At 62.2% G+C, this 15,387-nt stretch carries 11 protein-coding genes; all 11 read left to right on the top strand.

Annotated features, from left to right (window positions below; all coding sequences use genetic code 11):
- Positions 1–569 precede the first annotated feature (569 nt).
- The 11 genes from glgA (at position 570) to EAH78_RS29110 (ending at position 15,316) form a co-directional block, all read left to right on the top strand.
- Positions 570–2,156: a glycogen synthase GlgA gene (gene glgA, locus EAH78_RS29160; RefSeq protein WP_140671441.1), complete on the top strand. Its 1,587-nt coding sequence runs from the start codon at positions 570–572 to the stop codon at positions 2,154–2,156.
- 13 nt (positions 2,157–2,169) lie between these two features.
- Entirely contained in the window at positions 2,170–3,966 is a 1,797-nt protein-coding gene (treZ, locus tag EAH78_RS29155) for a malto-oligosyltrehalose trehalohydrolase (protein WP_140671439.1), read from the top strand.
- Entirely contained in the window at positions 3,963–6,041 is a 2,079-nt protein-coding gene (malQ, locus tag EAH78_RS29150) for a 4-alpha-glucanotransferase (RefSeq protein ID WP_140671437.1), read from the top strand. The genes treZ and malQ overlap by 4 nt, the downstream gene beginning before the upstream one ends.
- Positions 6,038–8,815, top strand: coding sequence for a malto-oligosyltrehalose synthase (locus EAH78_RS29145; protein WP_140671435.1), 2,778 nt, complete (start codon positions 6,038–6,040; stop codon positions 8,813–8,815). Before malQ ends, EAH78_RS29145 begins: the two co-directional genes overlap by 4 nt.
- Positions 8,816–8,836: 21 nt before the next feature.
- Positions 8,837–9,169, top strand: a complete 333-nt coding sequence (locus EAH78_RS29140; protein ID WP_140671433.1) for a DUF2934 domain-containing protein — start codon at positions 8,837–8,839, stop codon at positions 9,167–9,169.
- Between the two features lie 104 nt (positions 9,170–9,273).
- Positions 9,274–11,433 (top strand): glycogen debranching protein GlgX, encoded by a 2,160-nt coding sequence (gene glgX, locus EAH78_RS29135; RefSeq protein ID WP_140671431.1) that lies wholly within the window; start codon positions 9,274–9,276, stop codon positions 11,431–11,433.
- 1 nt (position 11,434) lies between these two features.
- Positions 11,435–12,424 (top strand): acyl-CoA dehydrogenase family protein, encoded by a 990-nt coding sequence (locus tag EAH78_RS29130; protein WP_140671512.1) that lies wholly within the window; start codon positions 11,435–11,437, stop codon positions 12,422–12,424.
- Positions 12,421–13,179 carry a PIG-L deacetylase family protein gene (locus EAH78_RS29125; protein ID WP_140671429.1) on the top strand — a complete coding sequence of 253 codons (759 nt, stop codon included), beginning with the start codon at positions 12,421–12,423 and terminating at the stop codon, positions 13,177–13,179. Before EAH78_RS29130 ends, EAH78_RS29125 begins: the two co-directional genes overlap by 4 nt.
- The gene (locus tag EAH78_RS29120) at positions 13,176–13,775 is read left to right on the top strand and encodes an SAM-dependent methyltransferase (protein WP_140671427.1); all 600 of its coding nucleotides are present in this window, start codon (positions 13,176–13,178) and stop codon (positions 13,773–13,775) included. Before EAH78_RS29125 ends, EAH78_RS29120 begins: the two co-directional genes overlap by 4 nt.
- Positions 13,772–14,431: a glycosyltransferase gene (locus tag EAH78_RS29115; RefSeq protein ID WP_140671424.1), complete on the top strand. Its 660-nt coding sequence runs from the start codon at positions 13,772–13,774 to the stop codon at positions 14,429–14,431. Before EAH78_RS29120 ends, EAH78_RS29115 begins: the two co-directional genes overlap by 4 nt.
- 126 nt (positions 14,432–14,557) lie before the next feature.
- The gene (locus tag EAH78_RS29110; RefSeq protein ID WP_140671421.1) at positions 14,558–15,316 is read left to right on the top strand and encodes a PIG-L deacetylase family protein; all 759 of its coding nucleotides are present in this window, start codon (positions 14,558–14,560) and stop codon (positions 15,314–15,316) included.
- Positions 15,317–15,387 lie beyond the last annotated feature (71 nt).

Here is a 15,387-nt window from a genome sequence, read left to right as displayed (position 1 = left end):
CGTTCTTCGCGAGCAAGCCCGCTCCCACATTAGATCTCTGGTCTACTCAGGACCAATGTGGGAGCGGGCTTGCTCGCGAAGGGGCCACCAGCAACACCCCAACCTCTTCATCCAAACGCACCGCAACAGTGCACCATCCCCTCCCAACCCGCCCATTTTCGTGACTTACCAGTCCCGTTTTGACCCACCCCCAAAAATAAACCTGCACTTCGTCGGTGCGTTCCCCCCTTCCCCGCGCGGTTCTTTTACCCTCTGGAAACTGATTGTCGAACAATTTCACCAGATGACCCGCCCCGCTCTAGGATCTGGCCTAGACTCATTTTCGCGAGGTAAAACCGGTCGGTCATCTGGTTGTAAAAAACTCGAAACTTTCGGTCCTGGCTATGGGTCAGGTTAAAGGTAGGGCCAACGCGACTGGTGCATTCCTTGCAACGGCCCCTCCAACCCATCTGCTTCAACGCATTGGGCAGCATTTGCCACGATGCGTGCGCGTTTGCGCCCGGCCACAGGAATTGGCCACACCGTTTGTGCCAGACCTAAGCTTTAGATCAACACCACGGGAGATTCATATGATTAGTGCGGCTTTAGATATTCAGGGAGAGCGTGCTCATCAGCAGGTCGGCGAATCGAGCGCCGTCAATGCACCGAGCGCGCAATCCATCAGCGTCCCGGGAACCAAGACGCTGGCACCGGCTGCCAGTCAGAATCCAAATAGAAAGAAAGTGTTGTTCGTGACGTCCGAGATTGCCGATCTGGTCAAGACCGGCGGCCTGGGCGACGTCTCCGCCGCCCTGCCACGCGCCATGGCGCAGTTGCACGATGTGCGGGTGCTGATTCCCGGATACCCGCAAGTGCTGCACAGCGAAAACCCGATCCACATCATTGGTGAACTGGGTGGGCACGCCGCACTGCCGCCTTGCAAGATCGGCCGCATGGACATGCCGGACGGTCTGGTCATTTACGTGTTGATCTGCCCCGAACTCTACGAGCGCGAAGGTTCTCCCTACGGCGCCAACAACGGCCGCGACTGGCCGGACAACCACATTCGTTTCGCCCGCCTGGGCCTCGCCGCAGCCGATATCGCCGCCAATCTCGCACAAATTCATTGGTGCCCGGATCTGGTGCACGCCCATGACTGGCCTGCTGGCCTGGCGCCGGCCTACATGCACTGGCGTGGGCAGCGCACCCCGACGTTGTTCACCATCCATAACCTGGCCTACCAAGGCGTGACCAGCCTCGGCTCCTGCCCTGAACTGGGCATTCCGGCGCATGCCCTGCAACAGGAAGGCATGGAGTTCTACGGCAAGATGTCGTTCCTCAAGGCCGGTATGGCCTATTCGAGCCATATCACCACCGTCAGCGCCACTTACGCTCAGGAAATCACCACGCCGGCCTTCGGCTGTGGTCTCGACGGCTTTCTCGCCGCCAAGACCCAGCAAGGCCTGCTCAGCGGCATCCCGAACGGCATTGATGAAAGTTGGGACGCGGCCACGGATTCACACTTGTTCTGCCCGTTCAGCATCGGTGATTGGGACGGTAAAGCGGTGAACGCCGCGCACGTACGTGAATTGTTCGGCCTCGCCGATTCCGAAGGGCCGCTGTTTGCCGTGGTCTCGCGCCTGGTCTATCAGAAAGGCCTGGACCTGACCGAAGCGGTCTCCGAGTACATCGTCAAATCCGGCGGCCAGATTGCAATCATTGGCCGTGGCGAACCGGAAGAAGAACAAGCCATGCGTGAACTGGCCCTGCGTTTCCCGGGGCAGATCGGCGTGCGCATCGGCTTCAATGAAACCGACGCCCGCCGCATGTTCGCCGGCAGCGATTTCCTGCTGATGCCTTCGCGCTACGAACCCTGCGGCCTGAGCCAGATGTACGCCCAGCGCTTCGGCTCGTTGCCGGTCGCCCGCAACACTGGCGGTCTGGCTGACACCATTGAAAACGGCGTGACCGGTTTCCTTTTCGATGAATCCACCGTCGAGAGTTATCAGGAAGCCCTGAGCCGTGCGTTCAAGGTATTCGCCTTCCCCGACCTGCTGCATGCCATGCGGTGCCGGGCCATGGCCGCGCCGTTCAACTGGTGCAAGGCGGTGGAACCCTACGCCGAACTCTACGAACAACTTGTGGCCAAGGCCCTGGGTAAATCGGGCCGACAGTAAGAGGTTTTCAACGATGCCGTTACGGACCCTTGAGACCTGGCCCCACGGCGCGATCATGCTGGACGCAGAGCACACGCGTTTTGCCTTGTGGGCGCCGGATGCGTTTTACGTCAGTGTCGAACTGGAAAATGGACAATCCTTGCCGCTGTTGCCTCAGGTTGACGGCTGGTTCGTGATCAAGACCCGCTGTCCCGCGGGCACCCGCTACCGCTACAACATCGATGGCGAACTGGACGTGCCGGACCCGGCCTCCCGCGCACAGGCTGGGGACATCGGCAGCCACAGCGTGGTGGTCGATCCGCTGGCTTATCGATGGCAACACAACACCTGGCAAGGTCGGCCATGGAACGAGGCGATCATCTACGAGCTACACGTCGGTGTACTCGGCGGTTTCAGTGCCGTCGAGCAACATTTGTCGCGCCTGGTCGAACTGGGCATCACCGCGATTGAACTGATGCCGCTGGCGCAATTCCCCGGTGAGCGCAATTGGGGCTACGACGGCGTCTTGCCTTACGCGCCCCAGGCGTCCTATGGCTCGCCCGAGCAACTCAAGCACCTGATCGACACCGCCCACGGCCTTGGCCTGGCGGTGATTCTCGACGTGGTTTACAACCACTTCGGTCCGGACGGCAATTACCTGCACCGCTACGCCAAGGGCTTTTTCCGCGAGGACAAACACACCCCTTGGGGCGCGGCCATCGACTTCCGTCAGCGTGAAGTTCGGGATTTCTTCATCGACAACGCGTTGATGTGGTTGCTGGAGTATCGCTTCGACGGCTTGCGCCTGGACGCGGTGCACGCCATTGAAAGCCCGGACTTCCTTGAAGAGCTGGCGCAACGAGTTCGCCAGCAAACCGAACCCTCGCGCCATGTGTGGCTGATGGTGGAAAACGAGCACAACGAGGCGAGCCTGCTGGAAAAAGGCTTCGATGCGCAGTGGAACGATGACGGTCACAACGCCTTGCATGTGTTGCTGACCGGTGAAACCGATGCCTACTACGCCGATTACGCCGAGCAGCCCACCGAACAACTCGCTCGCTGCCTGAGCCAGGGTTTTGTGTTTCAGGGCCAGCTCAACCGCCACGGCACGCCGCGAGGTGAATCCAGTGGTCACTTGCCGCCGACCGCCTTCGTGCTGTTTCTGCAAAACCATGACCAGATTGGCAACCGTGCGTTGGGTGAGCGGCTGCATCAACTGGCTCACCCCGATGCGCTCTACGCGGCCACCGCACTGCTGCTGTTGTCGCCGATGATCCCGCTGATGTTCATGGGGGATGAATTCGCCGCGCAGGCGCCGTTTCTGTTTTTCACCAGCCACCACGGTGAACTTGCAGAGTTGGTGCGCGAAGGTCGACGCAACGAGTTTGCGGCGTTCAGCGCCTTTGCCGATCCGCACAAACGTGAACAGATTCCCGACCCGAATGCACCCCGGACCTTCGAAGCATCGCAACCGAAGCTGAACGCCAGTGCACTGCCAGCCATTCACGACCTGTATCGCCGCCTGTTGCAGTTGCGCCATCAGCATCTCATACCGCGGCTGCCCGGCACCCAGGCATTGGGCGCCGACGTGCTCGGCCACGCAGCCGTGACGGCGCGCTGGCGGCTGGGCGATGGCAGTGAGCTGCGCATTGACCTGAACCTCAGCGACACGCCAGTGGTCCACACCCCACAGGCCGACACTATCTTGCTGTTCGAACACCCGCCCCACTCGGCCGGCCTGTTGCACGAGGGCAAACTTGCCCCGTATTGCGCGCTAGTCAGTCTCACGGCCGCAGCCCCTTTGCTACCCCCGGATGGAGAGCGCCTATGAGCGATGCGCAACTTGAAATACTGGCCAGCCGCGCAGGGCTGGCTGTCGACTGGATCGACGCCAATGGTCGCCCGCAAAAAGTCGGCCCGTCGGTGCTGCGCGCCGTGCTCACCGGCCTCGGCCACCCGGCCGGCAGTGCCCAGGAAATCGACGCGAGCCTGCTGGAGCTGCAAGCCGTCCAGCAGACCCATCGCCTGCCGCCGCTGTTGACGGTCGATGTCGGTGCGGGCCTCGATCTGGCGCGTTACTTCGAGCCTGAAACCCCGTGCGACATTCACCTCGAAGACGGTTCGAAGATGTACCTGAAACTCGATGCACAAGCCGTGCTGCCGGGGCTGGTTCCAGTCGGCTACCAGCACGTCAGCATCGACAGACAATCCTTCACCCTGGCGGTAGCGCCCGAGCGCTGCTACAGCGTCGGCGACGCGGTCGACAATCCGATCCCGCGCACCTGGGGCCTGAGCGTGCAGCTGTACTCCCTACGACGTGCCGGCGATGGCGGTTTCGGCGACACCCAGGCCCTAGAAGATCTCGCACGGGTGGCCGGTGAGCGCGGCGCCGAGGCGCTGGCGATCAGTCCGTTGCACGCCATGTTCGGCAGCGACACGCAGCGCTACAGCCCTTACTCGCCCTCCAGCCGACTGTTTCTCAATAGCCTCTACGCCGCACCCGGTGCCATCCTCGGCGAGCGCGCGATGCGTGCGGCGATTGACGCCACGGGGCTGGCTGCAGAACTGCAAGCGCTTGAAGAACGCCCGCTGATTGACTGGCCCGTGGCCGCCCGAGCCAAACACCGAATTCTGCAGGCGTTGTACGAAGGCTTTGTCCACGGTGAGCATCCTCTGCATGAAGACTTCAGCAGCTTCCGCCATGCCTCGGGCGAAGCACTGGAAAACCATTGCCGCTTCGAAGCCCTGCAAGAGACCCGCGCCGCCAAAGGCGAAAGCCTCGACTGGCGCGAGTGGCCCGAGCAATGGCGCGACCCGCGCAGCGCCGCCTTGGCCGAATTCGCCGAAGAGAACGCCGCACGCATCGGTTTCTTCGCCTTCTGCCAGTGGTTGATCACCCGTTGCCTGGAGCGCGCGCAAACCGCCGCCCGCAGTGCCGGGATGAGCATCGGCCTGATCGCCGACCTCGCCGTGGGCGCCGACGGCGGTGGCAGTCAGGCCTGGAGCCGTCAGGACGAGTTGCTCGCCTCGCTGACGGTAGGCGCGCCGCCAGACATCCTCAACCGGGCCGGTCAGGGCTGGGGCATCTCTGCGTTTTCGCCCGAAGGTCTGGTGCGCAACGGGTTCCGTGCGTTTATCGAAATGCTCCGGGCCAATTTCGCCCACGCCGGCGGCCTGCGGATCGACCACATCATGGGCCTGCAACGTTTGTGGGTGATCCCCAACGGCGCGCCGCCCCGCGATGGTGCCTACCTGTACTACCCGGTCGACGACTTGTTGCGCTTGCTCACGCTCGAGTCCCACCGCCATCAAGCGATTGTGTTGGGCGAAGACCTCGGCACCGTGCCGGACGGCCTGCGGGAAAAACTCATCGCACGCTCGATCCTCGGCATGCGCGTGCTGTTGTTTGAACAGGACAACGCCCACTTCAAGCCGATCCTCGACTGGCCGGAAAATGCACTGGCGACCACCAGCACCCATGACTTGCCGACGCTCAATGGCTGGTGGCACGGCCGCGACATCGACTGGAACGCCCGGCTCGGCCTGACCGACGCCAGCGGTGAAATCGAGTGGCGCCAACACCGCGAACGCGAACGCGAAGGCCTGCGTCGGGTGTTGAGCCAGGACCCTCAGAATTTTCGCGAAGAGTCCCACGAAACCGATCAGGTGCTCGACGCCAGCGTCCGTTTCCTCGGGCACACCCGCGCGCCGTTGGTGTTGCTGCCGCTTGAAGATGCGTTGGGCATCGAACAGCAGGCCAACCTGCCCGGCACCATCGACACCCACCCCAACTGGTCACGACGCCTGCCCGGCGACAGCGAAAGTCTGCTTGATGACCCGGACGCGGCCCGACGCCTCGAATTGCTCGCCTGCGCGCGGCTTCAGGCGGGCGAGCGTGACCAATGACGGCGTCGATTATCCAACCACTGCGGGCGACCCTGCGGCTGCAATTTCATAAAGGCTTCACCCTTGATCAAGCGGTGCCGCTGGTGCCCTATTTCGCCCGTCTGGGCATCAGCCACGTCTATGCCTCGCCGCTACTGGCCGCCCGCGCCGGCTCCATGCATGGCTACGACGTGGTGGACCCGACCACCGTCAATCCCGAACTCGGAGGTGAAACCGCACTGCGGCGCTTGGTCGGTGCCCTGCGCGAACACGGGATGGGCCTGATCCTCGACATCGTCTCCAACCACATGGCCGTCGGTGGCGCGGATAACCCGTGGTGGCTGGACTTGCTGGAATGGGGGCGCCTGAGTCCGTTCGGCGAGTTTTTCGACATTCAATGGCATTCGCCGGACCCGTTGATGGAAGGTCAGTTATTGCTGCCGTTCCTCGGCAGCGACTACGGCATCGCCTTGCAGGACGGCACCCTGCCCTTGCACTTTGATGCGCAGAACGGCAGCTTTTATGTGCAGCATTACGACCACCGCTTCCCGATCTGCCCGATGAACTACGGCGAGTTGCTGCCCACCGAGGTCGAACCGCAGAAGTCGCTGGCGGAGCGCTTCACCACCTTGAGTTACCAGACCGACGCGCACAGCCTGGCGGTGCCGCTGAAAGCCGAATTGCGTGAACTGGCCAGCGATCCGGCGCTGCTCAAGTCCATCGAACAGCACCTCGGCGCTTACGACTCGCTCACTACCGATGGTTTCCAGCGCCTGCACAACTTGCTCGAACGCCAGAGCTATCGTCTGGCCAGTTGGCGCACGGCAGCGGATGACATCAACTGGCGGCGTTTTTTCGATGTCAACGAACTGGGCGGTTTGCGCGTCGAACGGCCGGCCGTGTTCGAAGCCACCCACGCGAAAATCTTCGAACTGGTGGCTCAAGGTCTGATCGACGGTCTGCGCATCGACCACATTGACGGCCTCGCTGATCCCCGTGGCTACTGCCGCAAACTGCGACGCCGGGTCGATAGCCTGTCACCGGGGCGGCACTTGCCGATCTACGTCGAGAAGATCCTTGGCAAAGGCGAAACCCTGCACCGCGACTGGTCGGTAGACGGCACCACCGGTTATGAATTCATGAACCAGCTGTCGCTGCTGCAACACGATCCGCAAGGCGCGCAAACCCTGGGCGAGCTCTGGCAGCGCCTCAGCGAACGGCCGGCCGACTTTCAGCAGGAAGCCCAATTGGCGCGGCAGCAGATCCTCAATGGCTCGCTGGCCGGTGATTTCGAAAGCGTCGCCCAGGCCTTGCTGCAAGTGGCCCGCGACGACCTGATGACCCGCGACCTGACCCTCGGTGCAATCCGCCGGGCGTTGCAGGAATTGATCGTGCACTTCCCTGTGTACCGCACCTACATCAGCCCCCGTGGCCGCTTCGCTGAAGACGACGTGTTTTTCCAGCAGGCCATGGACGGTGCACGGCAAACATTGAGCGAAGCCGATTGGCCGGTGCTCGATTGCCTGGCCGGCTGGCTCGGCGGCGAGCCGTGGCGCAAGCGTGCGGTGGGTCGCCAGCGCAAGATCCTCAAGCATGCCTGCGTACGCTTTCAGCAACTGACGTCACCGGCCGCCGCCAAAGCCGTTGAAGACACCGCGTTCTATCGCTCGGCCGTGTTGCTGTCGCGCAATGACGTGGGGTTCAGCACCGAACAGTTCAGCGCCCCGGTGTCGGACTTCCATGCGGTCTGCGCCCATCGCCTGGCCGAGTTCCCGGACAACCTGCTGGCCACCGCCACCCATGACCACAAACGCGGCGAAGACACTCGCGCACGCCTGGCCGTGTTGAGCGAACGTAGCGCGTGGTACGCCGAGCAAGTCCCGCTTTGGCGCACGCTCGCCCGCCCATTGCGCGACGACGACCACATGCCGTCGGCGGGCGATGAGTTGATCCTGTATCAGGCGATCCTAGGCAGTTGGCCGTTGACCCTGCACATCGACGATCAACCGGCGTTGGAGGACTACGCCAAACGCCTCTGGCAGTGGCAACAAAAAGCCCTGCGCGAAGCCAAACTGCAAAGCAGCTGGAGCGCGTCGAACGAACCGTATGAACAGGCGATGCAGGCGTTTATCGAGCGGCTGTTTCTGGCCCCCGAAGGTGAGCTGTTACGCGCAGCCCTCGGTAAAGCGGCCCAGGCCATCGCCCCTTCCGGCGCTATCAACAGCTTGGCGCAAACCTTGCTGCGCATGACCGTGCCGGGGGTGCCGGACCTCTATCAGGGCAACGACTTCTGGGATTTCAGCCTGGTCGATCCGGATAACCGCCGGCCGGTGGATTACGTCAGTCGTGAGCGAGCCCTTCAAGCAACACCGCAGGTGCCCGAACTGTTGTCGAACTGGCGTGACGGGCGCATCAAGCAGACGCTGATCGCCGAGGTGCTGAACCTGCGCGCCGAGCATGCCGAACTGTTTTCCCGAGGGCGCTATCAAGCCCTTGAAGTGATCGGCAGTCAGGCCCATCGGGTGCTGGCATTTGCCCGCGTACTGGAGGGAAAACGCGCCATCGTGATCGTCCCGATTCGCTGCGCCGAACTGCTGAAAAACAGTGCCCAACCACAGATTGATGCGCCGCTGTGGGGCGATACGCGGGTGAGATTACCGTTCGCCTCCTCGGATGAAAATCTGAAGGGACTTTTTTCCAGCGTCGCAGTCACAAAAAACAGGGAGCTGAACATCAGCGCCGCGCTGGGGGTTGTCCCGGTCAATCTCTTTATCCAACTCTTTACACAAGCTTGAGTTCAGTTCAGGAGCATTGCGATGAGTACCGACGATAAACGCGTTCGCGAATTTGCCTATCAGATTTGGGAATCAGAAGGAAAACCCGAGGGTCAGGAAGCGCGCCACTGGGAGATGGCACGCAAGCTCGCTGAAGCGGAAGCCCTGGCGCCGAAAAACTCACCGAAGGCCAGTGGCAGCAAAACCACTGCCAAGCCTGCGGCAGTCAAGGCCAATGGCGCTCTGGAGGGTAAAGCCAACGACGCCAAACCGAAGGCCAAGGCCAAACCCGCAGCGGCGTCGAAAGTGATACCGCCGGGCGAGAAAGCCGTCGAGAAGAAGCCGCGCGTGGCGAAAAAACCACCGATCACCTGACGGGCCAACCGAATTGTCCTGATCGAAAACGTGGCGAGCTCGCTCGCCACTGAGGGCGCGTTCGCCCCCGAAAAACAGCTGACCCTTTCTTGCAGGAGCACTTGATGACCACGCCAAAAAAATCCGCGCCAGAACCTCACGCCGAGGCGTCGCGAATCCGTGAAGGCTTGCCCTTCCCGTTGGGCGCAACCTGGGATGGTCTGGGGGTCAACTTTGCCTTGTTTTCCGCTAATGCCACCCGCGTCGAGTTGTGCATCTTCGATGACGCCGGCGAAGTCGAACTTGAACGAATCGAGCTGCCCGAATACACCGACGAGATCTACCACGGCTACTTGCCTGACGCCCACCCGGGCCTGATCTATGGTTATCGCGTCTACGGCCCGTACGACCCGGCCAACGGTCATCGTTTCAACCCCAACAAATTGCTGATCGACCCCTACGCCAAGCAATTGGTCGGCCAGTTGAAATGGTCCGAAGCTCTGTTTGGCTACACCATCGGCCACCCCGACGCCGACCTCAGTTTCGATGAGCGCGACAGCGCGCCCTTCGTGCCCAAATGCAAAGTCATCGACCCGGCGCACACCTGGGGCCACGACCATCGCGTCAGTGTGCCATGGGACAAAACGATCATTTACGAGACCCACGTGCGCGGCATCAGCATGCGTCACCCTTCCGTCCCCGAGAATGTGCGCGGCACCTTCGCCGGGTTGATGGTCGATGACGTGCTGGAACACATCCGCAAGCTCGGGGTGTCGTCGGTGGAATTGCTGCCGATCCACGCGTTCGTCAATGACCAGCACTTGCTGCACAAGGGCATGACCAACTATTGGGGCTACAACAGCATCGCCTTCTTCGCCCCGGATCCGCGTTACCTGGCCAGCGGCAAGATTGCCGAGTTCAAGGAAATGGTTGCGCACCTGCACGAAGCCAACCTGGAGGTGATCCTCGACGTGGTCTACAACCACACTGCCGAGGGCAACGAGCAAGGGCCGACGCTGTCCATGCGCGGTATCGACAACGCCTCGTACTACCGCTTGATGCCCGATGACAAACGCTTCTATATCAACGATTCCGGGACGGGCAACACCCTGGACCTGAGCCATCCGTGCGTCTTGCAAATGGTCACCGATTCCTTGCGCTATTGGGCGACGGAAATGCACGTCGACGGTTTCCGCTTCGACCTGGCGACCATTCTCGGGCGCTACCACGACGGTTTCGATGAGCGTCACAGCTTCCTCGTAGCCTGTCGTCAGGACCCGGTGCTGCGTCAGGTGAAGATGATTGCAGAACCGTGGGATTGCGGCCCCGGTGGTTATCAGGTCGGTAACTTCCCGCCGGGCTGGGTGGAATGGAACGACAAGTTCCGCGACACGGTGCGTGCGTTCTGGAAAGGAGATGACGGTCAGCTCGCCGATTTCGCCAGCCGCATGACTGCCTCCGGCGAGATGTTCAATCAGCGCGGCCGACGCCCCTATGCCTCGTTGAATTTCATCACCGCCCACGACGGTTTCACCCTCAATGACCTGGTGTCGTACAACGACAAGCACAACGAAGCCAACGACGAGAACAATCAGGACGGCAGTAACAACAACCTGTCCTGGAACCACGGCGTCGAAGGCCCGACCGACGATCCCGAGATCAACGAGTTGCGCCAGCGGCAAATGCGCAACTTCTTCGCCACGCTGCTGCTGTCCCAAGGCACGCCAATGCTGGTGGCCGGCGACGAATTCGCCCGCACTCAGGAAGGCAACAACAACGCCTATTGCCAGGACAGCGAGATCGGCTGGGTCAACTGGGACTTCAGCGAGGACGGCAAAGCCCTGCTCAAGTTCGTCAAGCGCCTGATCAAGTTGCGCCTGGCGTACCCGATCCTGCGTCGCGGCCGCTTCCTGGTGGGTAATTACAACGAGGACATCGGGGTCAAGGACGTGACCTGGCTTGCGCCTGACGGCAGTGAAATGTCCCAGGAACAATGGGGCGAGGCCCACGGTCGTTGTCTCGGGATTTTGCTCGACGGCCGCGCCCAGGAAACCGGCATCCGTCGTAAAGGCGCCGACGCAACTTTGTTGCTGGTGGTCAACGCGCACCACGACATCGTCAACTTCACATTGCCGGAAGTGCCGGACGGCGGGTTCTGGACCTGCATGATCGATACCAATCAACCATCGGTTCGTGGGCAGGAACGCTTTGAAATCGGCCACGAATATTCCGTGACGGGCCGTTCGCTGCTGCTGTTCGAATTGCAGCATGAGGAAGAAGAGTGAAATGGACCTTCAGGCGTTTCTGGCTCGTCGATCCGCGGAATACGCTGACACTCAGGCGTTAGGTCGTTGCCTGCGGGCGCTGGTGGAGGCGGGGCTGGATCAGCTTCCACTACCGGGCAGTGGCCGGACGCTGGAGCGTTTTCAGCGTTTGGCCGAGGTTGGCGGGCATGATCTGGGGTTGTGCAAGTTGTACGAAGGTCACACCGATGCACTGGCAATCATCGCGCAACTGGGTGGCGAGCCCACACCCGGCAGCACGTGGGGCATGTGGGCCGCCGAACCGCCGAATGCGCGGGTGCGGGTCAGTCGGCAAGGTTTAAGCGTGAGGCTGGATGGGCGCAAAGCCTGGTGCTCGGGCGCGACGGTGTTGAGCCATGCCCTGCTCACTGCGTGGGATGAAAACGACTGTCAGCAACTGGTCGCTGTGGCGCTGGATCAACCTGGCGTGAGCGTGACGGATCAAGGCTGGCAGGCCGTTGGCATGGGCGCCACCGGCAGCGTAGAGGTCCTGTTCGACAATGCTGACGCGCACCTCATTGGCCAACCCGGTGATTACCTGCAACGGCCGGGTTTCTGGCAGGGCGGCATCGGCATTGCTGCCTGCTGGTACGGCGCCGCATGTAGCCTCGCCGAACGCCTGCGCACTCACTGCGCGCAACGCGAAGAACCCCATGCCCTCGCCCATCTCGGCGCGGTCGACAGTGCTCTTTTCGCCGCCGCGCAGGTGTTGCGCGCCAGCGCCATGAGCATCGATGCCTCGCCGCTGGATAACGCCCAATTGCTGGCTCGTCGTGCCCGGGCGGTTGTCGAACAGGCCGCTGAACAGGTGATCCTCCACGTCGGCCACGCCCTCGGCGCCGGGCCTTATTGCAAGGACCGGCAGTTCGCCCGACTGATTGCCGACCTGCCGGTTTTCCTCAGGCAAAGCCATGCCGAGCGGGACCTCGCCGCGCTGGGCAAACATTCCCTCAACGGGACATGGACGTTATGAAAACCAACCCCATCGTCGGCCAGGGCACGCCCCTGCACCTGTGGCAAACCTCCCGTCATCTGGCGCAATTGCCGGTAATCGACATCCTCAGCCTGGTGCCCGAAGGCACTCGCGCGGTGATCATCGCGCCGCACCCGGATGACGAAGTGCTGGGCTGCGGTGGTTTCCTGCAAATCCTCGCGGCGCAGGGTCGGGCGCTGCAACTGATCTCGGTTACCGACGGCAGCGCCAGCCATCCCGGTTCCACACGTTGGCCCGTGGCGCGCCTGAGCGCCGTTCGCCCGCAAGAATCGGCTGAAGCGCTGCGCCGTCTCGGTCTGCCGCTGCACCAGCTGAAATGGCTGCGCGGCGGTTTCAGCGACAGCCAGGTTGCCGCACGCGAAAACGAGTTGAGCGCGTTCATCGAACAGCACCTGCGCCCCAACGATGTGGTGTTCACGACGTGGCGAGAAGACGGCCATTGCGATCATGAAGCCGTGGGCCGAGCCAGCGCCACCGCCGCCGGACGCGTTGGTGCGACTCTGCATGAGCTGCCTGTGTGGACTTGGCACTGGGCAACGCCGGAAGACGCGTTTGTGCCATGGCACCGGGCACGCAAAATCCTCCTGACGCCGCCGTTGATCGCGCGCAAACGCCATGCGATCCACGCCTTCGCCAGCCAATTGGAAGGAGATCCGCACATCGGCTTGCCGCCCGTGTTGGCGCCCTATGTGCTGGACCGCTTGTTGCAGCCGTTCGAGGTGGTGTTTCTATGAGTGTCGACGATCGTTATTTCGACGGTTTGTTTGCCGGTAACGATGATCCGTGGGCGTTTCGTCAGCGCTGGTACGAGCAGCGCAAACGCGCCATCACCCTCGCCGCCCTGCCCCGTGCGCATTACCGCGCGATCTTTGAACCCGGCTGCGCTAATGGCGAACTGAGCTTTGAGCTGGCCAGCCGTTGCGATCGCCTGCTGTGTTGCGACACCGCTGCCACAGCCGCTGCGTTGGCGCGCACCCGCCTCGGCCCGTTCGACCACGCCGAAGTGCGCCACTCACGCTTGCCTGCCGATTGGCCGGAGGAACAATTCGACCTGATCGTCCTCAGCGAAATCGGTTACTACCTCGACGCTGAGGACTTGAAACGCCTGATCCAGCGGGCCGAGCAGTCACTCACCGCCGACGGCCAACTGCTGGCCTGCCACTGGCGCCCGCCCATCGACGGCTGCCCGTTGAACGCACGACAAGTTCACGAGTTGCTCCACGAACAACTGCCGCTGGCGCGCCTGGTCCTGCATCAGGAAGCGGATTTCCTGCTGGAGCTCTGGAGTCGTGAACCGCGCTCGGTGGCAACACTTGAGGGCCTGCGATGATTGGCATTCTGATCCCCGCGCATAACGAAGAAGATTTGCTCGCCGAATGCCTGCAAGCCGCCCTGAACGCCGCGCAACATGAGTTGCTGCGCGGTGAAAGCGTCGCGGTGCTGGTGGTGCTCGACAGTTGCACCGATCGATCGGGCGAGATCGTCCAGCGTTACCCGGTCCACAGTCTGAGCATCGAGGCCCGCAATGTCGGCCAGGCGCGCGCGGTCGGGGCCAGTTTTCTGCTTGCATTGGGGGTGCGCTGGATTTCCTGCTCCGACGCTGATAGCCGTGTCGCGCAGGATTGGCTGGTGGCGCAGTTGTCCCTGGATGCGGACGCGGTGTGCGGCACAGTCACGGTCGATGCGTGGCATGAATCATTCAATGAATCGGCCCAGATTCGCTACCACCAGCATTACCAGGCCCGCGACGGCCATCGGCATATTCACGGAGCCAATCTGGGTATCAGCGCAGACGCCTATCGGCGCGCCGGGGGGTTCGAACCGCTGGCCTGCCATGAAGATGTGCAACTGGTGCGACAACTGGAGCGCTGCGGCGCGAACATTGCCTGGAGCCATCGCCCGCAAGTGCTCACCAGCGCTCGCCTGGACAGCCGCGCACGGGGTGGTTTCGGCGACTATTTGCACGATCTGGCACAGATCGATTAAAAAAAACCGGCTTAGCTGGAACCGTTACGCGACGAATAGGATTACTTGAGCAATACTCAGCACGCGACAATCCAGGGTACGGAGAAATCGCACATTGCTCTCAAACAGAACAAGGACGTAGCCCCGATGAAATCCGTCTCCATCATCGACAGCAGCCAGCCAGCACAAATCTGGAACAGCGCGCTGCAACTGGACAACATCCCCGTCATCAACACCCAGACCCTGGTCCCCGCCGGCGCCCGCGCCGTGGTGATCGCGCCGCATCCCGGCGATGAAGTGGTCACCTGTGGCGGTCTGCTGCAGTTGCTCTCGACCCTCGGTCATCCCCTGCAATTGATCTCGGTCACTGATGGCAGTGCCACTCAACCGGGCTCGCAGCAATGGTCTGAAAAACGTCTGAGCGTGTTTCGCGGCCAGGAAAGCGTCGAGGCCTTGCGCCGGCTCGGCTTGCCGATGCACAGCCTGAAATGGATTCGGGGTGGCTTCACTGATTTCGTCCTGGCTGAACACGAGACGCAACTGACTCGGTTCATCGCCCGCTATTTGCGTCCCGGCGACGTGGTGTTCAGCACCTGGCGCGAAGACGGCACGCCCGACCACGACGCCGTCGGCCGTGCCAGCGCCGCGGCTGCGGGCATGGTCGGTGCGACATTCCATGAACTGCCGATATGGGCCTGGCACTGGCCGGCTCGCGATCAGGGGCTGATGCCCTGGCACCGGGCCCGCAAAATACGCCTCGACACCTGGACCGTCGCGCGCAAAAGCCACGCCACCCATGCCTACGCCAGCCAGCTCGACGGCGAACCGGCGCTGGGCATTGCACCGCTGCTGCCCCGAGTGATCCTGGACCGTATGCGCTTGCCCTATGAAATCGTCTTCCTCTGAATCCCCAAATTTTCAACCCGACACACATCGGTGGTGAGCACACTTTCCCTGATTGCCACTGAACTGCCCGC

This window comes from Pseudomonas arsenicoxydans, from assembly GCF_006438915.1.
GTDB lineage: Bacteria > Pseudomonadota > Gammaproteobacteria > Pseudomonadales > Pseudomonadaceae > Aquipseudomonas > Aquipseudomonas arsenicoxydans_A.
This window is presented reverse-complemented; position numbering and strand designations above follow the sequence as displayed.